We start from the raw sequence: 24,622 nt of genomic DNA, 5'->3' as shown, positions 1-24,622 counted from the left end.
TTTTTTAAGTGACGTAAAATCGTGTTGAGGCCAACGCCCATAATGCGTGCACTGGCGCGACATCCGACGCCATTCATGGCCATATCAATGATTTTCTGGTGCGTACCGGGCTGAGAGGCGGTGTGTAGTTGCCATGTTTTACGGCAATGAGAGCAGAGATAGCGCTGATGTCCGGCAGTGCTTTTGCCGTTACGCACCACGCCTTCAGTAGCGGAGCAGGAAGGACATCTGATGGAAATGGAAGCCACGCAAGCACCTTAAAATCACCATCATACACTAAATCAGTAAGTTGGCAGCATTACCCATTTCGGCATATAAATAAATGCCTAATGAGATAGATTCTGATGTAATATCCCCGGTAGCAATTCTGCTACCGGGAACAGCGAATTTAACGTCCAACCGCCGCTTTAGGCCGTTTCTTCGCACCAGCATTCACCGGACGAGATTGCGTAGACGACGCTTTTTTTTGCCGTAGCAGGCGTCTGACGCTGGGTCGCCATCGGCGTATGTTTCGTCAACGCCGGACGGGTATTGCGGTTCTGGCGACGAGCTTCACGCATCTCTTCAATGGTTGGCGCAGGCACTAAGCAATCGCGACGGCTACCAATCAGATGCTTTTTACCCATCGCTTCCAGCGCCTGGCGGATTAACGGCCAGTTTGCCGGATCGTGGTAACGCAACAACGCTTTATGCAAACGACGCTGCTTGTCGCCCTTCGGTACGAAGACGTCTTCACTCTTATAACCAATCTTCGCCAGCGAGTTTTTCCCGGTGTAATACATGGTGGTTGAGTTCGCCAGCGGCGATGGGTAGAAGTTCTGTACCTGGTCGAGACGGAAACGATGCTTTTTCAGCCACAGCGCCAGATTCACCATATCTTCATCACGCGTACCGGGGTGCGCGGAGATGAAATAGGGGATCAGATACTGCTCTTTACCTGCCTGTTTTGAGTAAGTATCGAACAGCTCTTTAAAGCGGTCATAGCTGCCCATGCCCGGCTTCATCATCTTCGATAACGGCCCTTCTTCGGTATGTTCCGGGGCAATCTTCAGATAACCGCCGACGTGATGGGTCGCCAGTTCTTTGATATAGCGCGGATCTTCCACGGCGATGTCATAACGCACACCAGAGGCAATCAGGATCTTTTTAATGCCTTTCAGATCACGCGCACGGCGATAGAGGTTGATCGTTGGTTCGTGTCCATGTGCGGACAAATATCCGGATAAACGCACGACAAACGGCGGCAGGTTTGCTCAGCGCGTGGCGATTTGCAGCGCAACATATACATGTTGGCAGTTGGCCCACCGAGATCGGAAATTACGCCCGTAAAACCTGGAACGGTGTCGCGGATCGCTTCGATCTCATTAATGATCGAATCTTCGGAACGGCTCTGAATAATGCGCCCTTCGTGCTCGGTGATAGAACAGAAAGAGCAGCCGCCAAAGCAGCCACGCATAATGTTGACCGAAAAACGGATCATTTCGTAAGCCGGAATACGGGCATTGCCATAGGCCGGATGTGGCACGCGCTTGTATGGCAGCGCAAAAACGCTGTCCATCTCTTCGGTAGAAAGCGGAATAGCAGGCGGGTTGATCCACACATAGCGGTCGCCGTGTTTTTGCATCAATGCGCGGGCACAGCCTGGGTTGGTTTCGTGGTGCAGAATACGCGAAGCATGGGCGTACAGCACTTTATCGCCCTTCACTTTCTCGAAAGAAGGCAGCAACACGTAGGTTTTTTCCCACAGTTTCGGGCGCGGTGGCTGCACGGTTACGGCTTTGGCTTCCTGCTTTTTCGGTGCCACCGGTTTGTTATCCGCGCACGGCAAATCTTCACCATACGGATGCGGGATTGGGTCGATTTTTCCAGGGGTATCAAGACGGGTGGAATCCACGCCGCTCCAGCCAGGCAGGGCCTCTTTCACGATAATCGCGGTATTACGCACATCGCGGATTTCACTAATCGGCTCGCCCATCGCCAGACGGTGCGCCACCTCCACCAGCGGACGCTCACCGTTACCAAACATCAGCATGTCGGCTTTCGAATCCACCAGCACGGAACGGCGCACGGTATCGGACCAGTAATCATAATGTGCGGTACGACGCAGACTAGCCTCAATACCGCCGAGGATCACCGGTACATCTTTCCACGCCTCTTTACAACGCTGGGTATAAACCAGTGTGGCGCGATCCGGGCGCTTACCCGCGACGTTATCCGGCGTGTAGGCATCGTCATGACGTAAACGGCGATCGGCGGTATAACGGTTGATCATCGAATCCATGTTGCCAGCAGTAACACCGAAAAACAGATTCGGTTTACCCAGACGCATAAAGTCGTCTTTGCTGCTCCAGTCCGGCTGGGCGATGATCCCGACGCGAAAGCCCTGCGCTTCCAGCATACGACCGCAAATCGCCATCCCGAAGCTTGGGTGATCGACATACGCGTCGCCAGTAACCAAAATGATGTCGCAGCTATCCCAGCCAAGTTGATCCATCTCTTCACGAGACATCGGCAAAAACGGTGCCGGTCCAAAACAGGCGGCCCAGTACTGCGGCCAGGAGAACAGGTCGCGATCCGGTTGGATCAGGGAGATAGAGCTCATTTTGCTTCCAGAAATGATAAAAAAATAATCAAAGGCCGGGGATTATAAGCCGGAACGAAAGAGAAATCGAAAAGTATTCCATACTCGCCCTCCTCGGGCGAGTATGAAGATTACGGTACCGGATTGACTAACAGTTGCCCAATCGAGCCACGGTCCGCCATTTCCAGCGTCTGACTGTTGAAGTAGAACGGGAAGTGCGCCCAGGAAGGCTGACCGAAATAAACAAGCAGCTCCACTTGTCCGTCAACCCAAACGGTATCTTTCCAGCCTCTGTCTTCCGGGAACGGCATCGCACCATTCACGTTACGGATCTGGAACATCACGCCTTCAATATGGAACGCTTGCGGCTCGTCCGCGCGTACCGTCCAGCGTTCCCACGTTCCTTGCTGCGCGGTGACATCAATACGGTTGACGTCCCACAGTTGTCCATTAATACCCGGGTCATCACCCAGACTGATATCGCGACTGCGAATCGGCGAACCGGCCATGATTTCAGTTGGCAGCAAGCGCATCGGAAGACTGTCTGTGACCAGCGGCAGAAGGCCGGTTGGGCGCAGCGTTAGCACCAGGGTAGAAACCAGAATGCTGGATGGCTCAAAGAAGCCACGAATACGATCAACAATGCTCGCCGCTTCGCCACAGGTGATCGACACTTCATCACCGTTGCTCATATCCACCAGAATCTCGCGGCGCTCGCCCGGTGCCAACGAAAGTTGCTTCACCGATACAGGAGCAGGCAGGAATCCCTGATCGCCAGAAATCACATGTAACGGGCGACCATCGCTCATCTGTAGTTGATAGCGACGAGAGTTCGACGCGTTCAGCAGTCGCAAGCGCACCCAGCCACGCGAGACTTCAACGTACGGGCTTTGTACACCGTTAACCAGCAGCGTATCACCAACAAAGCCGCCGCTTCCCGGTTCGTTGTATTCTGGCGTACCAAAGTTATCCAGCCGTTTATCCTGGATAATGACCGGAAAATCATCCACACCATAATGGTTGGGGATAGGCAGCGACTTGCTGACTTCATCTTCCACCAGCCACATTCCGGCAAGGCCGTTATAGACCTGCTGAGCCGTGCGGTTGGGAGTATTGGCGTGATACCACAGAGTAGCTGCGTTCTGGCGAATGGGCAGTACGGGTGCCCAGTCAGCGTTTGGCGACATCATCCGTGCCGGACCGCCCATCAGCGGGCCTGGTACCTGTAGCCCGGCCACCGTCATTGAGACATTTTCTATCAGGCGGTTGCTGTAAATAAGCTTAACATCGTCGCCCTTCCAGACGCGGATAGTCGGCCCCAGGTAACGACCATTGATTCCCCAGACCGACGCGCGTGTCCCTGGCGTAAATGACCAGTGCGCACGTTGTACAGTCATAAACAGCGGTTGCCCACGGCGAGATTCAAGTAGCGGCGGAACGGGTAGCGGTTGCTGTTGCCCGGCTGCGCTGGCCTTCAGGGGAACAGCGCCGGCACAAAGTGCAATCCCCGATGCCTGAATGAACTGACGCCGACTGAGTGACATATTTGCTCCATGTAAAACTGGGTAAAGTAATACCGTGCAGGAAAGTGTTCCCCGCAAAAATACAGATTGCCGACTTAAACTTTTCCGGCGGCTTCGCGTTCTGCGACTTCTTTATCGAGCTCGGCGATTTTTTGTTCCATTATCGAACGACAATGGGCAGCCAGCTCACGAACCTGATCTTTTCCATACTGACTGACGTCAATTGGCGGCAGCATTTCGACAATCACCAGACCGTTGTGCAGTCGATTAAGATTAATCTTATTCGAAGTTGTAGAGACGCACACGGGAATAATCGGGACGCCCGCCGCAATTGCCGCGTGAAATGCTCCAGTCTTGAACGGTAGCAGGCCGCGACCACGGCTGCGGGTTCCTTCCGGGAACATCCAGATGGAAATACGGCGTTTTTTGAAATGATTCACGACTTCCGCAATGGTGCCGTGAGCTTTAGTGCGATTGTTTCTGTCGATCAATAAGTTGCCGGTTAACCAGTACAACTGCCCGAAGAAGGGGATCCACAGCAAGCTCTTTTTACCTACCGTCACCGTCGGCGGTTGCACAATGTTCGATGCTGTCACCATGTCATAGTTGTTCTGGTGGTTAGCGATATAGATAGCATTGCCGTAGCTTTCAGCATCTGCAGGTTTGCGGCACTCAACTTTCAGGCCGAACAGCGGCGCAAGACGGCCAAACATATGCCCAAAGGTGGCCACATGTTTCGGGTTACGCGGGCTGAAAAGGCAGTAAATGGAGCCGAATACACAGACTAAGATGCTGTAAATCACGGTAATAATAAGACGAAAGATATATAGCATAACAACCTCTGAAGGTCTGAGAGACTGGCATTGTACGTCACCTGAAATCAGGTTAGGGCATTGTTAAAAGCCGCTCTCTGGAAAAGCGTATTGTTAATCGCAACGCATGAATAAACAACGGTTTCAAGGGAATTTTTATCGTTTCCGGGGGTTGAATACGCTGCCGGATGACGACTTAACGTTTCATCCGGCGTTCCTTGCAAGCGGGAGGAAACAGGCCCTCCCCGGCATATTACTCTTCGCTATCACCGCTGCTGGCACGGCGAGGAGAGTCGATCTCAACACGATCGATACGCTGCAAACCGCGCATCAACGTACCGCGGCGTCCACGTTCGCCAGTGACTTTCTGTAACTCTTCCGGGCGCAGTTTAATTTTGCGTTTCCCAACATGAATGGTCAGCGTGCTTTGCGGCGGCAGAACGTACAATTGCGCCAGACCATCTTCTCCACGCGCGGCTTCTGCCGATGGAATGTTGATAATCTTGTTGCCTTTGCCCTTCGACAGCTGCGGCAGATCGCTTACCGGGAACATCAACATACGGCCTGCCTGAGTGATTGCCAGCAGCATATCGGAAGCATCTTCAATCACCACCGGCGGCATAACATGGGCATTTTCCGGTAAGGTGATCAAAGCCTTACCTGCACGGTTACGCGCCACCAGATCGTTAAAGGTGCAGACGAAACCGTAACCCGCATCGGAAGCCATCAGCAGTTTCTGATCGTCGCTTTCCATCAGCATATGGTCAACGGTCGCCCCAGGCGGCAACGTTAATTTGCCGGTGAGTGGTTCGCCCTGACCACGCGCCGACGGCAGCGTAATCGGGTCGATGGCATAGCTACGACCGGTGGAATCAACAAACACTACCGGTTGGTTGCTCTTACCTTTCACCGCCGCTTTGAAGCTATCACCCGCTTTATAATTCAGGCCCGGCGCGTCGATATCATGGCCTTTAGCGCTGCGTACCCAGCCCATCTGCGACAGCACAATGGTGACAGGTTCAGACGGCAGCATGTCGTGCTCGCTCATCGCTTTCGCTTCTTCGCGTTCCTGCAACGGCGAACGACGATCGTCACCGTAGGCTTGCGCGTCTGCCTGCAGTTCTTTCTTCAGCAGGTTATTCATTTTACGCTCGGAAACCAAAATGCCCTGCAACTGGTCGCGCTCTTTTTCCAGCTCACTCTGCTCACCGCGAATCTTCATCTCTTCCAGTTTGGCAAGATGACGCAGTTTCAGTTCGAGGATCGCTTCCGCCTGGGTTTCCGTAAGGCCAAACCGCGACATCAGCGCCGGTTTCGGTTCATCTTCGTTACGAATGATCTCAATCACTTCGTCGATGTTGAGAAACGCCACCAGCAAACCTTCCAGGATATGCAGGCGCTTGAGGACTTTCTCCAGACGATAGTTCAGTCGGCGGCGCACGGTATCGCGACGGAACACCAGCCATTCGGAGAGGATTTCCAGCAGGTTTTTCACCGCCGGACGACCATCCAGACCGATCATATTGAGGTTAATGCGATAGCTCTTTTCCAGATCGGTGGTAGCGAAGAGGTGGTTCATCACCTGATCCATATCCACGCGGTTGGAACGCGGCACAATCACCAGACGGGTCGGGTTCTCGTGGTCAGATTCATCGCGCAGATCGTCAACCATCGGCAGCTTTTTGTTGCGCATTTGCGCAGCAATTTGCTCCAGTACGCGCGCACCTGAAACCTGATGCGGCAATGCGCTGATAACCACCGCGCCATCTTCTTTCTTCCACACCGCGCGCATACGCACTGAACCACGTCCGTTCTCGTAGATTTTACGGATCTCGGCGCGCGAAGTGATAATTTCCGCTTCAGTCGGATAATCCGGCCCCTGCACGATATCCAGCAGCTGATCGAGCGTGGTTTTCGGCTGGTCGATTAATGCGATTGCCGCCTGAGCTACTTCACGCAGGTTATGCGGTGGAATATCGGTCGCCATGCCGACGGCAATACCGGTGGTGCCGTTAAGCAAAATGTTTGGCAGACGGGCAGGCAGCATTTTCGGCTCCTGCAAAGTGCCGTCGAAGTTTGGCACCCAGTCAGCCGTCCCCTGCCCCAGCTCGCTCAATAGCAGCTCGGAATATTTCGACAACCGGGATTCGGTGTAACGCATTGCCGCGAACGATTTCGGATCGTCCGGCGCGCCCCAGTTCCCCTGACCATCAACCAGCGGATAACGGTAAGAGAACGGCTGCGCCATCAGGACCATCGCTTCATAACAGGCGCTATCGCCGTGCGGATGGTATTTACCCAGTACGTCACCGACGGTACGGGCCGATTTTTTAAATTTGGCGCTGGCATTCAGGCCCAGTTCAGACATCGCATACACAATGCGGCGCTGAACAGGTTTAAGACCATCGCCAATAAACGGCAACGCACGGTCCATGATCACGTACATGGAGTAGTTTAAGTAGGCGTTTTCCGTAAATTCATGTAGCGCAAGGCGCTCTGCCATATCGCTCATTAATTCTGATTCCTCAACTTATTCGCCAGCCTTCAAAGGGGCAATATTGCCGGAGATACTACATTATCTGCCGCGTCGAGTCACAGGAGATCAGCGTGAATAGCGCCGCCGGACGTGCTCCGACGGCGATAAAGGCATCAATGTGCCTTGATATACAACTCTTTGCTGTAGACTTGATCGGCATAGAGGGCAGCACAAGGTTGCGCCCATGCCACACCACTCGGCATGGGGGTCCGCTCCGGGCGATTCGAGAAGTTGAGGTTATGCGAGTCCAGGGAAGCCTAAAGCATCAAAGTAGTCGACTGTAAGTATACGGTTCAGCCCAGTTTAGCTGTGTCTCCACCAGTGCCCCGCGCCTCCTGCCATAAGTGCGGCTTGCTCATGGATACCCCCGAGACGGCTTACGGCGCACCGGATAATAAATTTCGCGTATACATGGTATTCCTTACCGGAGAAATTATAAGCCCAACAACAATACGCCTGTGGCATTGTTCGCTCAAACTTATCGCGAGTGATTTGGCTCACACTCCGGTAAAGATTCCCCATCACGCTAACGGCACATAAACATCCGTTTCCAGTCGCTGTTCTGTCATACCTTCGGCAAGATTGGTGTAGTGAAACAGAATCGGTGCTTTACGCATTTTCTCGCCGCTTGCAGGCAGCCAGTGGCGAATGATGCCCCATACCGTGTGTGAAATATCGTCCAGCTCGCCAACGTGGCGGGCCACGGCATAACGTCCACCGGTAAGTTCACCATTGCTCACACCATAACGATTATCGGGAATCGGTTCGCTAACGCTGCCGCAGATATCAAAGCGAAACGCTTTCGGTGCGGTGGTGGCAGGGTCGTCCCAGGCGACGCCAAAAGTCTGGCTTTGGTTAACAGGAGAAAGCCCCGTCTCTTTACGCCACATGATAAATTTCGCCACACTGTAGTTGAGCAACTCAGGGCTACAGCGGTGCGGCAACATCGCCACAGGGATTGATGGGAAATCGATAATGTTTACATCCAGTGTCAGGTTTGTCATTTTGCCTCCCTGCGAAATTATTCCCGGGAACGCGTCCCGGGAGCGGTAACAATTACGGATTTACTTTGCGGATCTGTTTGACGTCAATTTCAACAGAATTCCAGTCTTTATCGACTTCCCCCTGAATCTCAACCGTATCTTTCGGCGTCACCGTCACACCGTTCCAGCGTTTGTGGTCGATATCAACATTGATAGTACCGCTGGCATCTTTAAACACGTAGAGATCGTCAGAGATGCGTTCAACGATATTGCCGCGCAGGGTTACCCAGGTGTCGTCACGCAGGGATTTTGCGCTTTCTACAGTCGTTACGCTGCCGTTCGGCCTCTGGAATCCTCCGGCCTGACTTTGCGTTGCCGATGGGCCAGAAAAACCGCCCTGCTCTGCTGCCATCACCGGTGCACTGCACAGGGCCATTACTGCGATTACTGCTGCGAATTTTTTCATGTTTATTACTCCCTTTAATGTCTGTTTCCGAGCATTTAACAAGATAGTCCTTAACAACTTCTTAAGGGAAAAAAATAAAATTTAATGCTGTACAGAGCGCGTTACAACACGGTTTACTGGCAGCAAATACGGTTATCGCAGGGATGAAAAAATGCGAATTTTACTGATAGAAGATGACATGCTGATTGGCGACGGCATCAAAACTGGCCTTAGTAAAATGGGTTTTAGTGTCGACTGGTTTACACAAGGTCGTCAGGGAAAAGAGGCGCTTTATAGCGCACCTTATGATGCGGTGATCCTGGATTTAACCTTACCAGGCATGGATGGTCGCGATATTTTGCGCGAATGGCGAGAGAAAGGTCAGCGTGAGCCGGTACTGATCCTGACCGCGCGTGATGCGTTAGCGGAACGTGTAGAAGGGCTGCGTCTGGGAGCTGACGATTATCTGTGTAAACCTTTTGCGTTGATAGAAGTCGCCGCCAGGCTGGAGGCTCTGATGCGCCGAACCAACGGCCAGGCCAGCAACGAGCTGCGCCACGGTAACGTCATGCTCGACCCCGGCAAACGTATCGCCACGCTGGCTGGCGAACCCTTAACACTGAAACCAAAAGAATTTGCCCTGCTGGAATTACTGATGCGTAACGCTGGTCGGGTACTGCCGCGCAAACTGATTGAAGAGAAACTGTATACCTGGGACGAAGAGGTCACCAGTAATGCCGTTGAAGTGCATGTGCATCATCTGCGACGCAAACTCGGTAGTGATTTTATTCGTACCGTGCATGGTATTGGCTACACATTAGGTGAGAAATGAAATTTACCCAACGTCTTAGTCTGCGCGTCAGGCTGACGCTAATCTTTTTAATTCTGGCCTCGGTGACCTGGCTGCTTTCCAGCTTTGTCGCCTGGAAACAAACAACGGATAACGTCGATGAATTGTTCGACACCCAACTGATGCTGTTTGCCAAGCGGTTAAGTACGCTCGATCTCAACGAAATCAACGCGGCGGATCGCATGGCACAGACGCCAAATAAATTAAAACACGGTCATGTTGATGACGATGCGCTGACCTTTGCCATCTTTACCCACGACGGCAGAATGGTCCTTAATGATGGCGATAACGGAGAAGATATTCCCTATAGCTATCAACGGGAAGGTTTTGCTGACGGGCAACTGGTCGGTGAAGACGATCCTTGGCGTTTTGTCTGGATGACCTCACCTGATGGCAAATATCGCATCGTTGTTGGCCAGGAATGGGAATACCGTGAAGACATGGCGCTGGCGATTGTTGCCGGGCAATTGATCCCGTGGCTGGTCGCACTGCCGATTATGTTAATCATCATGATGGTACTACTGGGTCGTGAACTCGCGCCGCTGAACAAACTGGCGCTGGCACTACGTATGCGTGACCCTGACTCGGAAAAACCACTAAACGCGACTGGCGTACCCAGCGAAGTGCGACCACTGGTTGAGTCGCTAAATCAACTGTTCGCCCGCACACATGCGATGATGGTTCGAGAACGACGCTTTACCTCCGATGCAGCTCACGAACTACGTAGCCCGTTAACAGCGCTGAAAGTGCAAACCGAAGTTGCGCAGCTCTCTGACGATGATCCGCAGGCGCGGAAAAAAGCACTACTCCAATTACATTCCGGGATCGATCGCGCTACTCGTCTGGTTGATCAACTGCTCACGCTATCGCGGCTGGACTCACTGGATAACCTTCAGGACGTCGCGGAGATCCCGCTTGAAGATCTCCTGCAATCGTCGGTGATGGATATTTACCACACGGCGCAGCAGGCGAAAATTGACGTGCGACTGACACTCAATGTCCAGGGCATCAAACGCACCGGACAACCGCTATTGCTAAGTTTGTTGGTGCGAAATTTGCTGGATAACGCCGTGCGTTACAGTCCACAGGGCAGCGTGGTGGACGTCACGCTGAATGCCGATAATTTCATCGTGAGGGATAACAGCCCCGGTGTGACACCAGAGGCACTGGCGCGAATTGGCGAACGCTTCTATCGCCCCCCCGGACAAACCGCTACCGGCAGTGGACTTGGGCTATCGATTGTCCAGCGAATCGCCAAGCTGCATGGCATGAATGTTGAGTTTGGGAATGCGGAACAAGGTGGATTTGAGGCGAAAGTAAGCTGGTAAGGGTAAGACTTTTGCTAAATTCGCAAAAGACTTTGCACATTTTGCTAATTTCACCGTACCGCTCTGTGACGTACTATAGTCGGCAAACGTCTCACCTTGAGGTTAAAAAATGAGCAACATTCTGATTATCAACGGCGCGAAAAAATTCGCCCACTCCAATGGTCAACTGAATGACACCCTGACCGAAGTCGCGGATGGCACACTGCGCGACCTCGGGCATGATGTTCGCATCGTTCGCGCCGACAGCGACTACGATGTCAAAGCGGAAGTACAAAACTTTCTCTGGGCTGATGTGGTGATCTGGCAGATGCCAGGCTGGTGGATGGGCGCGCCGTGGACAGTGAAAAAATACATTGATGATGTATTCACCGAAGGTCACGGGACGCTGTATGCCAGCGATGGCCGTACCCGCAAAGATCCGTCAAAAAAATACGGTTCCGGCGGCCTGGTACAGGGCAAAAAATATATGCTTTCTCTGACCTGGAACGCACCAATGGAAGCCTTCACCGAAAAAGATCAATTCTTCCACGGCGTTGGCGTCGACGGTGTGTATCTGCCGTTCCATAAAGCAAACCAATTCCTTGGCATGGAACCGCTGCCGACATTTATCGCTAATGACGTGATAAAAATGCCTGATGTTCCCCGCTATACTGAAGAATATCGCAAGCATCTTGTGGAAATTTTTGGTTAACTAGAGCTCAGGCTTTAGAAGGAGTTAACCATGCTTACCGTAATCGCAGAAATCCGTACTCGTCCTGGTCAACATCACCGTCAGGCGGTATTGGATCAGTTTGCTAAAATCGTTCCAACCGTACTGAAAGAAGAAGGTTGCCACGGCTATGCGCCAATGGTGGATTGCGCTGCTGGCGTGAGTTTCCAGTCTATGGCACCGGATTCTATCGTGATGATTGAGCAGTGGGAAAGCATCGCGCACCTTGAAGCGCATCTGCAAACCCCGCACATGAAGGCGTACAGCGAAGCCGTAAAAGGTGACGTGCTGGAGATGAATATTCGTATTCTGCAGCCAGGGATTTAATCCTGCCTTGTTTGCCCGGCCATCCTGACCGGGCAATGTTCTTTCCTTTAAACCTCAATCTCCGCCATGTCGCCTTTCTCTTGCAACCAGTTGCGGCGATCTTCCGAGCGTTTCTTCGCCAGTAGCATGTCCATCATCGCGTCAGTACGCTGATCGTCTTCATCATCGATAGTCAACTGCATCAGACGGCGAGTGTTCGGATCAAGCGTGGTTTCGCGCAATTGCATCGGGTTCATTTCCCCCAGACCTTTAAAACGCTGGACGTTCGGCTTGCCTTTCTTGCGTTTTAATTGCTCAAGTACGCCCTCTTTCTCTTCTTCCGTCAGCGCGTAATAAACCTCTTTCCCGAGATCAATACGGTAGAGCGGTGGCAGTGCGACGTAAACGTGACCGTGTTTCACCAACGCGCGGAAGTGTTTTACAAACAAAGCGCAGAGCAGCGTGGCAATGTGCAGACCATCGGAGTCAGCATCCGCCAGGATACAGATCTTGCCGTAACGAAGCTGGCTCAAATCGTCGCTGTCAGGATCGATACCGATCGCTACCGAAATATCGTGCACTTCCTGCGAAGCCAGCACTTCGTCGGAAGAGACTTCCCAGGTGTTAAGGATCTTACCTTTCAGTGGCATGATCGCCTGATATTCGCGATCGCGCGCCTGCTTGGCAGATCCGCCTGCGGAGTCACCTTCCACAAGAAACAGTTCGGTGCGGTTAAGGTCCTGCGCGGTACAGTCAGCCAGTTTGCCAGGCAGCGCCGGACCGCTGGTCAGCTTTTTACGCACCACTTTTTTAGCCGCACGCATACGACGCTGGGCGCTGGAAATCGCCATCTCTGCCAGCAACTCCGCCGCCTGAACGTTCTGGTTCAGCCACAGGATAAAGGCATCTTTCACCACGCCAGAAACGAATGCCGCGCACTGACGCGAAGAGAGACGCTCTTTGGTCTGCCCGGCAAACTGCGGATCCTGCATTTTTACTGACAGCACATAGGCGCAGCGATCCCAGATATCTTCCGCCGACAGCTTTACACCGCGCGGCAGAATGTTGCGGTATTCACAGAACTCACGCATCGCGTCCAGCAGGCCCTGACGCAGACCATTAACATGGGTACCGCCCTGCATCGTTGGGATCAGGTTGACGTAGCTTTCGGTCAGCAGTTCACCGCCTTCCGGCAGCCACAGTAGCGCCCAGTCCACCGCTTCAGTATCGCCAGCGAAATTACCGATAAACGGTTTTTCTGGCAGCGTCGGTAAACCGTTTACCGCTTCCGCCAGGTAATCATTCAGACCGTCCTGATAGCACCAGCGCTGTTCGGTGTTGTTGATCTCATCTTTAAAGGTAATCTCAACGCCGGGGCACAGTACTGCTTTGGCTTTCAGCACATGCGTCAGGCGTGAAACAGAAAAACGCGGGCTATCGAAGAAGGTTTCATCCGGCCAGAAATGGACGCTGGTGCCGGTATTGCGTTTACCGCAAGTGCCGACAACCTGTAAATCCTGCACCTTTTCGCCATTTTCAAAGGCGATGTTATAAATCTGACCATCGCGGCGCACGTTAACTTCTACGCGCTTCGACAGGGCGTTAACCACCGAAATCCCCACGCCATGCAGGCCGCCAGAGAACTGGTAATTTTTGTTAGAGAATTTACCGCCTGCATGCAGACGGCAAAGAATCAGTTCAACCGCCGGTACACCCTCTTCCGGGTGAATATCCACCGGCATCCCGCGCCCATCGTCAATAACTTCTAACGACTGGTCAGCATGTAAAATAACGTCCACGCGTTTTGCGTGACCCGCCAGTGCTTCATCCACACTGTTATCAATGACTTCTTGCCCCAAATGGTTAGGGCGAGTGGTATCGGTATACATCCCCGGACGGCGGCGAACCGGCTCAAGCCCGGTGAGTACCTCAATGGCATCAGCGTTATAAGTTTGCGTCATGGTTTAAGTTAGTAATTCGAGTTGATCGTCAGAGATGGTGCAGACCAAGAAAATCGACGATCGGGTTGAAATAATCTTCGAAGCCCGTGAATGCGTGGTTGCCGCCTTCTATGACAGTCTGGCGGCAGGAAGCGTAGTACGCCACCGCCTGGCGGTAATCCAGCACTTCATCTCCCGTCTGTTGCAGCAGCCAGATCAAATCCGGCGCTTCCAGCGGGTCAATCTGCATGACTTTAAGATCGTAAATATGGCGTGACTCTAGCACATATTGCTGCCCGGTGTAGGGGTTCTCGTTCTGACCGAGATAGTCCGTCAGCAGTTCAAACGGGCGCACCGCCGGGTTTACCACCACTGCGGGCAGCATAAAACATTGTGACAACCAGGTGGCGTAATATCCCCCCAGTGACGAACCGACAATACCCAGCGAATCGCCGCCATGTTCCAGGACAATGGATTCCAGCAGCTCTGCCGCGTCGGAAGGATACGGCGGCAACTGCGGAATGATCATCTCAACGTCAGGGTGATGTTCCGCCAGCCAGTTTTTTAACAAGCTCGCTTTTGCAGAGCGCGGCGAGCTGTTGAAACCGTGTAAATAAAGAAGCGTAGACATCAGTAGCCTTCTGAAGCGGTATCAGGTTGGAAACGTGTGTCCGCCAGGCGATGCACCTCGGTGGTCAGCGTGCCATCAGCATGTAACTCGAGAGTACGCCAGCCGGGCGCGATGGTATCCAGCGTAAAGTTGGAACAGTGCGGCTTAAACTGCACACAGGTCGACGGCGTTGCCAGCAGGCGGCGACCGTTCCAGTCGAGATCCAGCTCCTGATGAATATGACCGCACAGCAAGTATTTGACGTGCGGAAACTTCGCCAGCACGGTATCCAGTTCGCCCGCGTTACGCAGACTGTGTTGATCGAGCCAACTACAACCCGCAGGTAGCGGATGATGATGCAGCAGCAGCAACGTATGGCGTTCTGGCGCATCGGCCAGTTTACGTTCCAGCCACTCAAGCTGAAACTCGCTCAGCTCACCGTGCGGCACGCCAAACACCTGGCTATCCAGCAACAGGATTTGCCATTGCTCACCAATAAACACGCGCTTCGCCGGGGAGATACCCGCATCCTGTAACGCGCTGTACATCGCGGGCTGGAAATCGTGGTTGCCCGGCAGCCAGACGCAGGGCGCACGAAAACTTGCGATGCCTTCAGCGAAATGCTGATAGGCCGCAGAGGATTGATCCTGCGCTAAATCACCTGTCGCGACAATCAGGTCGAATTCGTGCTGATGTGGACGAATCGCCTCCAGCACAGCCTGGTAGCTTTCCCAGGTGTTTACCCCTAACAGGGCTTCGTGCTTTTGTGCAAACAGGTGAGTATCGGTAATTTGTAAAATCCTGACTCTGGCCTCACCAGCCAGAGGAAGGGTTAACAGGCTTTCCAAATGGTGTCCTTAGGTTTCACGACGCTAGTAAACCGGAATCGCCATCGCTCCATGTGCTAAACAGTATCGCAACCAGTCCGCTAAAAACTGGTTAATTTGATGCTTTTCGTCGCGTTGATGCAACTTTTTATTAGGATAATCATACCGCGCTTTGAAGCGAAAAATCTGCTGGCTTGAACACACTTCAGCCACCATCGCGTCATGATACAGACGCACCGTCATTGACGGAAGGCTCCAGTAACTGATCGCGGGCGCAGTCTGTTCTATTGTCACCAGGGTAGTGTATCGGGTCGATTCCACAATCGTCAGCCGATATTGTGCGTTTGCCACCTGATAGCTTACAGTTTCGCCGGGTGCGTCATTGCGCGGTAACAAACGGCGCAATTGTGAAAAGTTCATCTCGCACAGGCGCATCATTTCAGGAAAGTCAGGTGTGTAACGCTTCATTTATGCCCACTCATTTTTTAACGCTTGATGGTGCAGCTGCAGCCATTGCAAAGCGATGACCGACGCTGCGTTGTCGATTTTCCCCTCTTCTACCCACTGGTATGCCTGTTCCCGGCTTACCACATGAACGCGAATATCTTCGTTTTCATCAGCCAGACCATGAATACCGCTTGCGGTCGTGGCGTCCACTTCGCCCACCATAATTGACGAACGCTCACTGGTGCCCCCCGGGCTTGCCAGGAAACTTAACACCGGTTTGGTCCGTTTGACTATCAGCCCCGCCTCTTCAATCGCTTCGCGACGGGCAACATCTTCCACACTTTCACCCTCTTCAATCATCCCGGCAACCATCTCCAGTAGCCAGGGGGTTTCGCTAGTGTCGTACGCGGCAATTCGAATCTGCTCAATCAGCACAACTTCATCACGCACTGGGTCAAAGGGTAGCAAGACTGCGGCGTGACCGCGCTCAAAAATTTCCCGCCGCACCTCATGACTCATTTGCCCGTTGAATAGACGATGACGAAATCTATAAAGATCTAATGAAAAAAAGCCGCGATAAAGTGTTTCTCGTGCAATAATTTCTACATCGTTTTTGCCAAATGTAACGGGCAGGTTGTCTGGCTTAAGCATTGTTAATGTCCTGGCACTAATAGTGAATTAAATGTGAATTTCAGCGACGTTTGACTGCCGTTTGAGCAGTCATGTGTTAAATTGAGGCACATTAACGCCCTATGGCACGTAACGCCAACCTTTTGCGGTAGCGGCTTCTGCTAGAATCCGCAATAATTTTACAGTTTGATCGCGCTAAATACTGCTTCACCACAAGGAATGCAAATGAAGAAATTGCTCCCCATTCTTATCGGCCTGAGCCTTTCTGGGTTCAGTTCGTTGAGCCAGGCCGAGAACCTGATGCAAGTTTATCAGCAAGCACGCCTTAGTAACCCGGAATTGCGTAAGTCTGCCGCCGATCGTGATGCTGCCTTTGAAAAAATTAATGAAGCGCGCAGTCCATTACTGCCACAGCTAGGTTTAGGTGCAGATTACACCTATAGCAACGGCTACCGCGACGCGAACGGCATCAACTCGAACGCGACCAGTGCGTCCCTGCAGTTAACTCAATCCATTTTTGATATGTCGAAATGGCGTGCGTTAACGCTGCAGGAAAAAGCAGCAGGGATTCAGGACGTCACATATCAGACCGATCAGCAAACCTTGATCCTCAACACCGCGACCGCTTATTTCAACGTGTTGAATGCTATTGACGTTCTTTCCTATACACAGGCACAAAAAGAAGCGATCTACCGTCAATTAGATCAAACCACCCAACGTTTTAACGTGGGCCTGGTAGCGATCACCGACGTGCAGAACGCCCGCGCGCAGTACGATACCGTGCTGGCGAACGAAGTGACCGCACGTAATAACCTTGATAACGCGGTAGAGCAGCTGCGCCAGATCACCGGTAACTACTATCCGGAACTGGCGGCGCTGAATGTCGAAAACTTTAAAACCGACAAACCACAGCCGGTTAACGCGCTGCTGAAAGAAGCCGAAAAACGCAACCTGTCGCTGTTACAGGCACGCTTGAGCCAGGACCTGGCGCGCGAGCAAATTCGCCAGGCGCAGGATGGTCACTTACCGACGCTGGATTTAACGGCTTCTACCGGGATTTCTGACACCTCTTATAGCGGTTCGAAAACTCGTGGTGCCGCTGGTACCCAGTATGACGACAGCAATATGGGCCAGAACAAAGTGGGCCTGAGCTTCTCGCTGCCGATTTATCAGGGCGGAATGGTTAACTCGCAGGTGAAACAGGCCCAGTACAACTTTGTTGGTGCCAGCGAGCAACTGGAAAGCGCGCATCGTAGCATCGTGCAAACCGTACGTTCCTCCTTCAACAACATTAATGCATCTATCAGTAGCATTAACGCCTACAAACAAGCCGTAGTTTCCGCTCAAAGCTCATTAGACGCGATGGAAGCGGGCTACTCGGTCGTACGCGTACCATTGTTGATGTGTTGGATGCAACCACCACGCTGTACAACGCTAAGCAAGAGCTGGCAAATGCGCGTTATAACTACCTGATTAATCAGCTGAATATTAAGTCAGCCCTGGGTACGTTGAACGAGCAGGATCTGCTGGCACTGAACAATGCGCTGAGCAAACCGGTTTCCACTAATCCGGAAAACGTTGCCCCGCAAACGCCGGAACAGAATGCTATTGCTGATGGTTATGCGCCTGATAGCCCGGCACCCGTCGTTCAGCAAACATCCGCACGCACTACCACCAGTAACGGTCATAACCCTTTCCGTAACTGATGACGACGACGGGGCTTCGGCCCCGTCTGAACGTAAGACAACGTAAAGATACGGGTTATCTGCCGCATTCTTCCCCCTTCTCGCTTCAATTTCGACCAGCCATCCTCTATTCTGATGGGTATTTACCACTGGTCCCGGAAGACAAAAATGAAACGGACAAAATCCATACGCCACGCATCGTTCCGCAAAAACTGGAGCGCACGCCATCTGACACCAGTCGCTCTCGCGGTTGCCACTGTTTTTATGCTGGCTAGCTGTGAAAAGAGTGATGAAACAGTGTCTCTCTATCAAAATGCTGACGACTGTTCAGCTGCAAACCCAGGCAAAAGCGCCGAATGTACCACCGCGTACAACAATGCGCTGAAAGAAGCCGAACGTACTGCGCCGAAATACGCCACCCGTGAAGACTGTGTTGCTGAATTTGGTGAAGGTCAGTGCCAGCAGGCACCAGCCCAGGCTGGCATGGCACCAGAAAACCAGGCGCAGGCCCAGCAATCCAGCGGGAGTTTCTGGATGCCGCTGATGGCCGGTTACATGATGGGGCGTCTGATGGGCGGCGGCGCGGGATTTGCACAGCAGCCGCTGTTCTCCTCGAAAAACCCAGCCAGCCCGGCTTACGGTAAATATACCGACGCGACGGGTAAAAACTATGGCGCAGCCCAGCCAGGCCGCACCATGACCGTACCGAAGACAGCCATGGCACCAAAACCGGCGACCACTACTACCGTTACCCGTGGCGGTTTTGGTGAATCTGTTGCCAAACAAAGCACTATGCAGCGTAGCGCAACCGGCACCTCTTCTCGTTCAATGGGTGGCTGATACCGATGGAAAGAGTCAGTATTACCGAGCGCCCGGACTGGCGTGAAAAAGCCCACGAATACGGTTTCAATTTTCACACCATGTACGGCGAGCCGTACTGGTGTGAAGATGCTTACTACAAGTTGACCCTCGCCCAGGTTGAAAAGCTGGAAGAAGTCACCGCCGAACTGCACCAGATGTGCCTGAAAGTGGTGGAAAAAGTGATCGCCAGCGATGAGCTGATGACCAAATTCCGCATTCCAAAACACACCTGGAGTTTTGTGCGTCAGTCATGGCTGACTCACCAGCCATCGCTTTATTCGCGTCTTGATCTGGCATGGGATGGCACTGGCGAACCTAAACTGCTGGAAAATAACGCCGATACACCAACGTCACTATACGAGGCGGCGTTCTTTCAGTGGATCTGGCTGGAAGATCAGCTTAACGCCGGTAACTTGCCGGAGGGCAGCGACCAGTTTAACAGTCTGCAAGAAAAGCTAATCGATCGCTTTGTCGAGTTGCGTGAACAGTATGGCTTCCAGTTGCTGCATCTCACCTGCTGTCGCGACACGGTGGAAGATCGCGGAACCATTCAGTATTTGCAGGACTGCGCGACGGAAGCTGAAATCGCTACCGAGTTCCTCTACATTGACGATATCGGGTTAGGTGAAAAAGGTCAGTTCACGGATTTACAGGATCAGGTAATTTCCAACCTGTTCAAGCTGTATCCATGGGAATTTATGTTGCGTGAGATGTTCTCCACCAAGCTGGAGGATGCAGGCGTACGCTGCTGGAACCGGCGTGGAAGAGCATTATCTCCAACAAAGCGCTTCTACCGCTACTGTGGGAGATGTTCCCGAATCACCCGAACCTGCTGCCCGCTTATTTTGCGGAAGATGATCATCCGCAAATGGAAAAATATGTGGTTAAACCGATCTTCTCCCGTGAAGGCGCAAACGTGTCGATCATTGAGAACGGCAAAACCATTGAAGCAGCGGAAGGTCCGTATGGCGAAGAAGGGATGATTGTTCAGCAATTCCATCCGTTACCGAAATTCGGCGACAGCTATATGCTGATTGGTAGCTGGCTGGTGAACGATCAACCCGCCGGAATTGGCATTCGTGAAGACCGTGCATTGATCACCCAGGATATGTCTCGGTTTTATCCACATATTTTTGTTGAGTAATCAATGATGCCGGATGGCATTCGCCATCCGGTAATTGTTAACCTATCTGCACCGACAGCATACTCAGGCTGCCCATTTCTATACCATCGACCGGAATGGTAATTGGCTCCTGCCCATCCCACGCACCTAAGACATACAACAACGGCAGATAGTGCTCCGGCGTTGGGTTCGATAACGCGCCACCTTCATGGTCGAGGTAATTCACCAGAGGATGCTGCTCTACCGCCCCTTGCCACGTCAGATTCGCTTTCACATACTCATTAAACGACATCGCCCAAGGATATGGTGAACTATCACCGTGCCACTTCACTGTACGCAGGTTATGCACCACGTTGCCACTGGCGACCAACATTATTCCTTCATCTCGCAGCGCTGCCAGTTTGCGCCCCATTTCGAAATGCCAGGCGGCAGGTTTGCTACTGTCGATACTCAACTGCACCATCGGGATATCGGCGTCAGGATACATCTTAATCAGCACGCCCCAGGAACCGTGGTCAAAGCCCCAGGCTTCTTTATCCAGCGTCACCGGGACCGGCGCTAACAGCTCAACCAGATGCTGTGCCAGCACAGGCGAACCCGGAGCAGGATAATGCGTATCGTACAGCGCCTGCGGGAAGCCACCAAAGTCATGAATCGTGGGCGGCGTCTCCATCGCGGTCACTCCTGTTCCACGGGTAAACCAGTGAGCCGAAACCACCACAATCGCTTGCGGGCGTGGCAATGTCATCCCCAACTTCTGCCAGCTGCGGGTATACAAATTATCTTCCAGCACGTTCATCGGACTACCGTGACCTAAAAACAATGCTGGCATACGTGTTGAAGACATGATGATATCCTTAACTAAGGGTGTCATTTTGATATCCTCACAATACGCTTGTTCGGCGGAGTAAGAACCCGGATAACAATGATGATGATCATCAGTTATTTTGACGATCTGCCTGAAGGTGAAGATTTATAAGGAGTTGTCGATGTCAGTACCTCTCATTCTGACCATACTGGCGGGGGCAGCCACGTTTATTGGCGCGTTTCTCGGCGTTCTCGGACAAAAACCCTCGAACCGCTTACTGGCGTTTTCGCTAGGTTTTGCGGCGGGGATCATGTTGCTCATCTCATTAATGGAAATGCTTCCTGCCGCACTAGCAGCTGAAGGAATGTCGCCTGTGTTGGGTTATGGAATGTTTATCTTCGGTCTGCTTGGCTACTTTGGCCTGGACCGCATGTTGCCGCATGCGCATCCGCAGGATTTAATGCAAAAATCGGTGCAGCCGTTGCCAAAATCGATCAAGCGCACAGCCATTCTGCTCACTCTCGGCATCAGTCTGCATAACTTCCCGGAAGGGATTGCCACCTTTGTCACGGCGAGCAGCAACCTGGAGCTGGGATTTGGCATCGCACTGGCCGTCGCGTTGCACAATATCCCTGAAGGTCTGGCAGTGGCAGGCCCGGTTTATGCGGCAACGGGGTCTAAACGCACCGCGATTCTGTGGGCGGGGATTTCTGGACTAGCAGAAATTCTTGGTGGTGTGCTGGCGTGGTTAATCCTCGGTAGCATGATTTCCCCGGTGGTCATGGCGGCGGTTGCAGGAATTATGGTGGCGCTCTCGGTTGATGAATTAATGCCGCTCGCCAAAGAGATTGACCCTAATAATAACCCCAGCAATGGCGTACTATGTGGAATGTCAGTGATGGGATTCAGTTTAGTGCTGCTACAAACGGCGGGAATTGGTTAAAAACAACATCAGAAGTTGTCCAGCACATGGACAACTTCTGCCAGCTTCACGAAAGCCTTATTCTACCTTTTCGGCTGTCTCTTCTCTCGTACTGTTTAAGTATTTGTTCCGCGCTTCAAGCAGTGCGTCTCTGTCCTGGCGAAACGCCCGACAATAACGTTTCAAATGCAGGAAATAACCCACCACAACCAGAGCAATCAATACAATCCAGTACCAGGCGATAAACATCCTTTTACCCTTAATATTTAACAATACTAAACATTTAGCGCATAAATTTCACATATCCTTTTTCGGATATATTCATATGGTCGCATAATAACGGAACAATTATATGATTTTGATCATAATGAAAAAGAATGCCTGATATTAATGAAATTTTCTCATAGAAAGAGAAGCGGAATTAACATCTTGCATAGCAGGGCAAAATAAAAACCGAAGCCAGCTACAACTTCGGTTTCTTGATTAAGGCAGTAATTAAGCAGCGGTTTTCAGCTGGCTTTACGCTCATGTGCCTGACGGTATGCCACCAGGTCTTCAATAGTCACGAGCGCCATATTGTGTTTATTGGCAAACTCAATGCACTCTGGTGCACGCGCCATCGTGCCATCGTCATTAGTCAGCTCACACAGCACACCAGCCGGTTTAAAGCCTGCCAGCGTCATCAAATCAATAGTCGCTTCAGTATGACCGCCACGCGTCAGTACACCACCTGCCTGCGCGCGAAGTGGGAAAACGTGGCCCGGGCGATTCAGATCAGAAGGTTTTGCGCCATCGGCAATCGCTGCGCGAACGGTCGTAATACGATCAGCGGCAGAAACACCGGTAGTCACACCTTCAGCCGCTTCAATGGTCACGGTAAAACCGGTGCCATAGGCGCTGGTGTTATTTTCTACCATCATTGGCAGATCAAGTTGTTTACGGCGATCTTCAGTGATGCACAGGCAAACAATACCGCTACCGTGGCGAATGGTCAGCGCCATCTGCTCAACGGTCATGGTTTCTGCCGGGAAGATCATATCGCCTTCGTTTTCACGGTCTTCATCATCAAGCACCATTACACCGCGTCCTTCACACAGCGCAGCCAGTGCATTTTCAACACGTTCGAAAGGCGTACCAAAAGAGGAAAGTAGCGTCTGATTCATGGTAAAAAAACCTCACTAAAATTATGTTTACCAGAATCAGGGCAGTCTTAGGAGTGGCGGCATATAGCCAAAATAACGTGAGCGGGTCCATGCCCGACAGAATCGTTACTCTCTCCCATCCGGACTCTAACCGTCGGCCCCGGAATTACACCGGATCTGCTGTCCTTTGAGTTCGCACCCAAAGCGCTCGCGGGCTTTCAACTGAGTTGATTTACCGCCGGTGGGGAATTTCGCCCCGCCCTGAGAATAAGCGGATTCACTATAACGCTAATGATTAGCGGCAGCAACGCATAGCTTCACATAATTCTGGTTTATGACTTACCCTTATCGCACTACAATGGTACTCAACACCTATCAGTACAGGGAAACTACAATGATTGACCCGAAAAAAATTGAGCAAATCGCTCGCCAGGTTCACGAATCAATGCCTAAAGGAATCAGGGAGTTCGGGGAAGATGTGGAGAAAAAAATCCGCCAAACCCTACAAGCTCAGCTGACGCGCCTCGACCTTGTAAGCCGTGAAGAGTTCGACGTCCAAACGCAAGTCCTGTTACGGACTCGTGAGAAACTGGCGCTGCTTGAACAAAGAATGAGCGAACTGGAAAATCGCAGTACTGAGATTAAAAAGCAGCCAGATCCAGAGACTCTCCCCCCAACGCTGTAAACATTTGTCTTTAATGCACTGTAAATTATGAATTAATCTTCTAATTTACAGTGCTTTCTATTACCTTATCGCTTAATTCCATTCAGAATATCATCACAAAAATGAATGAGTGCAATTGAAAATATAATTGTTATGTATTTTTTTAAGTTTTACTTAATCCATATTTAGATAAACTAATTTCATAAAACCCGAAAAGTAAAATATAATATTTGAATGATTAGCAATCCTTAAATAACAGTTACTAATCATTCATTTTCTACTTATATTTATATAAAGGAATATTATGTCTGCTTTTAAAAAGTCACTTCTTGTTGCTGGCGTAGCAATGATTCTTTCCAATAACGTATTTGCTGACGAAGGTCACGGCATTGTTAAATTTAAAGGTGAAGTTATCTCTGCTCCATGTTCAATTAAACCAGGTGACGAAGACTTAACTGTAAATCTGGGTGAAGTAGCAGATACCGTTCTGAAAAGCGACCAGAAATCTTTGGCTGAGCCTTTCACTATTCACCTGCAAGACTGCATGTTGAGCCAAGGTGGAACCACTTATTCAAAAGCGAAGGTTACTTTCACCACAGCGAATACTATGACGGTAATGACTCCAACTTACTGATAGTGTTTTATGTTCAGATAATGCCCGATGACCTTGTCATGCAGCTCCACCGATTTTGAGAACGACAGTGACTTCCGTCCCAGCCTTGCCAGATGTTGTCTCAGATTCAGATTATGTCGCTCAATGCGCTGAGTGTAACGCTTGCTGATAACGTGCAGCTTTCCCTTCAGGCGTGATTCATACAGCGGCCAGCCATCCGTCATCCATACCACGACCTCAAAGGCCGACAGCAGGCTCAGAAGACGCTCCAGTGTGG

At 51.7% G+C, this 24,622-nt stretch carries 22 protein-coding genes, 4 pseudogenes and 1 riboswitch; of the genes and pseudogenes, 10 read left to right on the top strand and 16 right to left on the bottom strand.

Annotated elements, in window-relative coordinates; translation table 11 throughout:
- The 7 genes and pseudogenes from BGK49_RS27945 to ygiW form a co-directional block, all read right to left on the bottom strand.
- The coding region (locus BGK49_RS27945) for an IS1 family transposase (protein ID WP_146628136.1) at window positions 1-248 on the bottom strand (248 nt) is incomplete at its 3' end.
- A 140-nt stretch (window positions 249-388) separates the two neighbouring features.
- Window positions 389-2,602 (bottom strand): annotated as a pseudogene (locus BGK49_RS17740) (YgiQ family radical SAM protein).
- Window positions 2,603-2,712: 110 nt separating this feature from the next.
- The gene (gene ftsP, locus BGK49_RS17735) at window positions 2,713-4,125 is read right to left on the bottom strand and encodes a cell division protein FtsP (RefSeq protein WP_000059381.1); all 1,413 of its coding nucleotides are present in this window, start codon (window positions 4,123-4,125) and stop codon (window positions 2,713-2,715) included.
- A gap of 74 nt (window positions 4,126-4,199) precedes the next feature.
- Window positions 4,200-4,937: a 1-acylglycerol-3-phosphate O-acyltransferase gene (plsC, locus tag BGK49_RS17730; protein ID WP_000965712.1), complete on the bottom strand. Its 738-nt coding sequence runs from the start codon at window positions 4,935-4,937 to the stop codon at window positions 4,200-4,202.
- A gap of 232 nt (window positions 4,938-5,169) precedes the next feature.
- Window positions 5,170-7,428 carry a DNA topoisomerase IV subunit A gene (parC, locus tag BGK49_RS17725; RefSeq protein ID WP_001281893.1) on the bottom strand — a complete coding sequence of 753 codons (2,259 nt, stop codon included), beginning with the start codon at window positions 7,426-7,428 and terminating at the stop codon, window positions 5,170-5,172.
- Between the two features lie 545 nt (window positions 7,429-7,973).
- Entirely contained in the window at window positions 7,974-8,456 is a 483-nt protein-coding gene (locus tag BGK49_RS17715) for an AraC family transcriptional regulator (protein ID WP_000183511.1), read from the bottom strand.
- Window positions 8,457-8,508: 52 nt separating this feature from the next.
- Window positions 8,509-8,901 (bottom strand): OB fold stress tolerance protein YgiW, encoded by a 393-nt coding sequence (ygiW, locus tag BGK49_RS17710; protein ID WP_000712661.1) that lies wholly within the window; start codon window positions 8,899-8,901, stop codon window positions 8,509-8,511.
- Window positions 8,902-9,052: 151 nt separating this feature from the next.
- Between ygiW and qseB the strand changes: the two genes are divergently transcribed.
- From qseB to BGK49_RS17690, 4 genes are all read left to right on the top strand, one after another.
- On the top strand, window positions 9,053-9,712 hold the full coding sequence (gene qseB, locus BGK49_RS17705) for a quorum sensing response regulator transcription factor QseB (protein ID WP_001221493.1): 660 nt from the start codon (window positions 9,053-9,055) through the stop codon (window positions 9,710-9,712).
- The gene (gene qseC, locus BGK49_RS17700; RefSeq protein WP_000673381.1) at window positions 9,709-11,058 is read left to right on the top strand and encodes a quorum sensing histidine kinase QseC; all 1,350 of its coding nucleotides are present in this window, start codon (window positions 9,709-9,711) and stop codon (window positions 11,056-11,058) included. The genes qseB and qseC overlap by 4 nt, the downstream gene beginning before the upstream one ends.
- A 109-nt stretch (window positions 11,059-11,167) precedes the next feature.
- Window positions 11,168-11,749, top strand: a complete 582-nt coding sequence (mdaB, locus tag BGK49_RS17695; RefSeq protein ID WP_000065430.1) for an NADPH:quinone oxidoreductase MdaB — start codon at window positions 11,168-11,170, stop codon at window positions 11,747-11,749.
- Window positions 11,750-11,779: 30 nt separating this feature from the next.
- Window positions 11,780-12,094, top strand: coding sequence for a putative quinol monooxygenase (locus BGK49_RS17690; protein WP_000958598.1), 315 nt, complete (start codon window positions 11,780-11,782; stop codon window positions 12,092-12,094).
- 47 nt (window positions 12,095-12,141) lie between these two features.
- Here the strand turns inward: BGK49_RS17690 and parE are convergent, their stop codons facing one another.
- From parE to nudF, 5 genes are read right to left on the bottom strand one after another with little or no spacing between them, the layout of a single operon-like run.
- Window positions 12,142-14,034 (bottom strand): DNA topoisomerase IV subunit B, encoded by a 1,893-nt coding sequence (gene parE, locus BGK49_RS17685; RefSeq protein WP_000195273.1) that lies wholly within the window; start codon window positions 14,032-14,034, stop codon window positions 12,142-12,144.
- A 28-nt stretch (window positions 14,035-14,062) separates the two neighbouring features.
- Window positions 14,063-14,644 (bottom strand): esterase YqiA, encoded by a 582-nt coding sequence (gene yqiA, locus BGK49_RS17680; protein WP_000105733.1) that lies wholly within the window; start codon window positions 14,642-14,644, stop codon window positions 14,063-14,065.
- Window positions 14,644-15,471: a 3',5'-cyclic-AMP phosphodiesterase gene (gene cpdA, locus BGK49_RS17675; protein WP_000444747.1), complete on the bottom strand. Its 828-nt coding sequence runs from the start codon at window positions 15,469-15,471 to the stop codon at window positions 14,644-14,646. The genes yqiA and cpdA overlap by 1 nt, the downstream gene beginning before the upstream one ends.
- Window positions 15,472-15,495: 24 nt before the next feature.
- On the bottom strand, window positions 15,496-15,918 hold the full coding sequence (locus BGK49_RS17670) for a DUF1249 family protein (protein WP_000833393.1): 423 nt from the start codon (window positions 15,916-15,918) through the stop codon (window positions 15,496-15,498).
- Entirely contained in the window at window positions 15,919-16,548 is a 630-nt protein-coding gene (gene nudF / locus BGK49_RS17665; protein WP_000917117.1) for an ADP-ribose diphosphatase, read from the bottom strand.
- 204 nt (window positions 16,549-16,752) lie between these two features.
- On the opposite strand from nudF, the pseudogene tolC reads away from it, so the two are divergent.
- The 3 genes and pseudogenes from tolC (at window position 16,753) to BGK49_RS17645 (ending at window position 20,217) form a co-directional block, all read left to right on the top strand.
- Window positions 16,753-18,233 (top strand): annotated as a pseudogene (gene tolC / locus BGK49_RS17660) (outer membrane channel protein TolC).
- Between the two features lie 147 nt (window positions 18,234-18,380).
- Window positions 18,381-19,052, top strand: coding sequence for a DUF1190 family protein (locus BGK49_RS17650; protein ID WP_000831554.1), 672 nt, complete (start codon window positions 18,381-18,383; stop codon window positions 19,050-19,052).
- Window positions 19,053-19,057: 5 nt separating this feature from the next.
- Window positions 19,058-20,217: pseudogene (locus BGK49_RS17645) on the top strand (glutathionylspermidine synthase family protein).
- 37 nt (window positions 20,218-20,254) lie between these two features.
- Here BGK49_RS17645 and ygiD read toward each other — a convergent pair.
- Window positions 20,255-21,043 carry a 4,5-DOPA-extradiol-dioxygenase gene (gene ygiD, locus BGK49_RS17640; RefSeq protein ID WP_001299419.1) on the bottom strand — a complete coding sequence of 263 codons (789 nt, stop codon included), beginning with the start codon at window positions 21,041-21,043 and terminating at the stop codon, window positions 20,255-20,257.
- Window positions 21,044-21,185: 142 nt separating this feature from the next.
- Between ygiD and zupT the strand changes: the two genes are divergently transcribed.
- On the top strand, window positions 21,186-21,947 hold the full coding sequence (gene zupT / locus BGK49_RS17635; RefSeq protein ID WP_005026485.1) for a zinc transporter ZupT: 762 nt from the start codon (window positions 21,186-21,188) through the stop codon (window positions 21,945-21,947).
- Between the two features lie 57 nt (window positions 21,948-22,004).
- Here zupT and yqiD read toward each other — a convergent pair whose 3' ends face one another.
- Window positions 22,005-22,175, bottom strand: a complete 171-nt coding sequence (gene yqiD / locus BGK49_RS30225) for a protein YqiD (RefSeq protein ID WP_000469266.1) — start codon at window positions 22,173-22,175, stop codon at window positions 22,005-22,007.
- A 260-nt stretch (window positions 22,176-22,435) separates the two neighbouring features.
- A complete protein-coding gene (gene ribB / locus BGK49_RS17625) occupies window positions 22,436-23,089 on the bottom strand; it encodes a 3,4-dihydroxy-2-butanone-4-phosphate synthase (protein ID WP_001076982.1) in 654 nt (217 codons plus the stop codon).
- Window positions 23,090-23,192: 103 nt separating this feature from the next.
- Window positions 23,193-23,341, bottom strand: a riboswitch (FMN riboswitch).
- Window positions 23,342-23,462: 121 nt separating this feature from the next.
- Between ribB and ubiK the strand changes: the two genes are divergently transcribed.
- The gene (gene ubiK, locus BGK49_RS17620) at window positions 23,463-23,753 is read left to right on the top strand and encodes a ubiquinone biosynthesis accessory factor UbiK (RefSeq protein WP_001297598.1); all 291 of its coding nucleotides are present in this window, start codon (window positions 23,463-23,465) and stop codon (window positions 23,751-23,753) included.
- Between the two features lie 283 nt (window positions 23,754-24,036).
- Window positions 24,037-24,345, top strand: a pseudogene (locus BGK49_RS17615) (fimbrial-like protein); the annotation flags it as partial.
- A 14-nt stretch (window positions 24,346-24,359) separates the two neighbouring features.
- Here the strand turns inward: BGK49_RS17615 and BGK49_RS17610 are convergent.
- Window positions 24,360-24,622: IS1 family transposase (locus BGK49_RS17610; RefSeq protein WP_000317683.1), on the bottom strand; the 263-nt coding region annotated here is incomplete at its 5' end.

This window comes from Shigella sp. FC1544, from assembly GCF_001722145.1.
Taxonomy (GTDB): domain Bacteria; phylum Pseudomonadota; class Gammaproteobacteria; order Enterobacterales; family Enterobacteriaceae; genus Escherichia; species Escherichia coli.
Note: the sequence above shows the minus strand (reverse complement) of the source record. Positions and strands in the feature narration are given on the sequence as shown.

Bases quoted from the DNA above. Each gene is read 5' to 3' on its own strand.
- ftsP (WP_000059381.1), bottom strand. From the start codon at position 4,125: ATGTCACTCAGTCGGCGTCAGTTCATTCAGGCATCGGGGATTGCACTT.
- plsC (WP_000965712.1), bottom strand. From the start codon at position 4,937: ATGCTATATATCTTTCGTCTTATTATTACCGTGATTTACAGCATCTTA.
- parC (WP_001281893.1), bottom strand. From the start codon at position 7,428: ATGAGCGATATGGCAGAGCGCCTTGCGCTACATGAATTTACGGAAAAC.
- BGK49_RS17715 (WP_000183511.1), bottom strand. From the start codon at position 8,456: ATGACAAACCTGACACTGGATGTAAACATTATCGATTTCCCATCAATC.
- ygiW (WP_000712661.1), bottom strand. From the start codon at position 8,901: ATGAAAAAATTCGCAGCAGTAATCGCAGTAATGGCCCTGTGCAGTGCA.
- qseB (WP_001221493.1), top strand. From the start codon at position 9,053: ATGCGAATTTTACTGATAGAAGATGACATGCTGATTGGCGACGGCATC.
- qseC (WP_000673381.1), top strand. From the start codon at position 9,709: ATGAAATTTACCCAACGTCTTAGTCTGCGCGTCAGGCTGACGCTAATC.
- mdaB (WP_000065430.1), top strand. From the start codon at position 11,168: ATGAGCAACATTCTGATTATCAACGGCGCGAAAAAATTCGCCCACTCC.
- BGK49_RS17690 (WP_000958598.1), top strand. From the start codon at position 11,780: ATGCTTACCGTAATCGCAGAAATCCGTACTCGTCCTGGTCAACATCAC.
- parE (WP_000195273.1), bottom strand. From the start codon at position 14,034: ATGACGCAAACTTATAACGCTGATGCCATTGAGGTACTCACCGGGCTT.
- yqiA (WP_000105733.1), bottom strand. From the start codon at position 14,644: ATGTCTACGCTTCTTTATTTACACGGTTTCAACAGCTCGCCGCGCTCT.
- BGK49_RS17670 (WP_000833393.1), bottom strand. From the start codon at position 15,918: ATGAAGCGTTACACACCTGACTTTCCTGAAATGATGCGCCTGTGCGAG.
- nudF (WP_000917117.1), bottom strand. From the start codon at position 16,548: ATGCTTAAGCCAGACAACCTGCCCGTTACATTTGGCAAAAACGATGTA.
- BGK49_RS17650 (WP_000831554.1), top strand. From the start codon at position 18,381: ATGAAACGGACAAAATCCATACGCCACGCATCGTTCCGCAAAAACTGG.
- ygiD (WP_001299419.1), bottom strand. From the start codon at position 21,043: ATGTCTTCAACACGTATGCCAGCATTGTTTTTAGGTCACGGTAGTCCG.
- zupT (WP_005026485.1), top strand. From the start codon at position 21,186: ATGTCAGTACCTCTCATTCTGACCATACTGGCGGGGGCAGCCACGTTT.
- yqiD (WP_000469266.1), bottom strand. From the start codon at position 22,175: ATGTTTATCGCCTGGTACTGGATTGTATTGATTGCTCTGGTTGTGGTG.
- ribB (WP_001076982.1), bottom strand. From the start codon at position 23,089: ATGAATCAGACGCTACTTTCCTCTTTTGGTACGCCTTTCGAACGTGTT.
- ubiK (WP_001297598.1), top strand. From the start codon at position 23,463: ATGATTGACCCGAAAAAAATTGAGCAAATCGCTCGCCAGGTTCACGAA.